General features: G+C 72.6%; 2 protein-coding genes. Both read right to left on the reverse strand.

From position 1 onward, the window contains the following. On the reverse strand, positions 1 to 733 hold a 733-nt coding region (locus UK12_RS32675), incomplete at its 3' end, for a transposase family protein (RefSeq protein ID WP_197085367.1). Positions 734 to 844: 111 nt separating this feature from the next. After that, positions 845 to 1089, reverse strand: a 245-nt coding sequence (locus UK12_RS43835; RefSeq protein WP_045306839.1) for a hypothetical protein, incomplete at its 5' end; no start/stop codon positions are given.

A 1089-nucleotide genomic window follows, 5' to 3' on the forward strand; every position in this document is an offset into this window, starting at 1 on the left:
TGTAGCCGTGGCCGGTCTCGCGGTCGTAGCGGCGGGCGGTGACGTCCTTCCACGGCAGTGACCGGAGCCTGCGGTGCAGCCCGGGCTGGTTGGCCTTGACCACCAGCAGGCAGTGGGCCTTCTTCTCCTCCACCGGGAACCGCGCGTGGGCGCGCTGGGTGTGCGGGGCGTCGGCCGTGACGGTGACCCCGGTCAGGTCGAAGGGCGCCGGCGGCGCGGCGAAGCAGGTGATTTCGTTCGTCTTGTCGGGAACCCGCAGCCGGGTGACGGTCCGGCCGTCACCGGTCATCGCGGCCAGCAGGTGGGCGGTGGGCGTCTGGCCGTGCCGGGAGCCACGGGCGGCCCTGCCGTCGAGCGCCACCGAGTCCGCGCCGCCGGGATCGGCGCCGGTCAGATCGGCCAGGCCAGCGGGGCAGACCAGGTTGACGACCCGTCGGATCGTGGCGGCACTCGGCGCGATTCGCACCCTCAGCGCGCCCGCCACGCGAGCACCCAGCCGGGCCAGGGCGTGCTGCGGAGCGCTCGCGGACCACTGGCCGATCGCCGCGTACGAACGCGCGCCGGCGACCACCGCCGAGGCGGCAACCAGCAGCACCGCCACGAACAGGTGACGCACACCGCGCCGCCGACGCGGATCGGGCAGCACCCGCAACCGCTCCACCAGCGAGAGCCCCGCCACGCTCTCCAGAGCAGGAGACTTGACGAGACAGACGGTGGCAGACTGACGGCACATCGAAGCTCCAGCGGTTCAAGGCGACTTGGCAAGGTCACCTCGTTCAACTGGAGCTTCGATGCGTACCTGACGGGCTGACCCGGACTCCCCACACTGCCCCGGCCTGCGGACTCACACGATCAGCGGGACTTTGAAACACCCCTGCACCCAGCCCCCGCCGCCCTGCGCCACCGTCCCCTGCTCGGCGACGCAATCCGAGCCGCCACCGCCCGCGTCAGCGTCACCGTCGCCGTTTACGCCCACGTCCGGCTCCGCCTCCAGCGCGACGCCATCGACGCCCTCAGCACCGCGCTCGGCAGCCCGGAGACCACCGAGACGGCCAACGGCGACGGCGATGAACCGCCACCCTGCACTGC

Origin of the sequence: Saccharothrix sp. ST-888, from assembly GCF_000955975.1 — a bacterium.
GTDB lineage: Bacteria > Actinomycetota > Actinomycetes > Streptomycetales > Streptomycetaceae > Kitasatospora.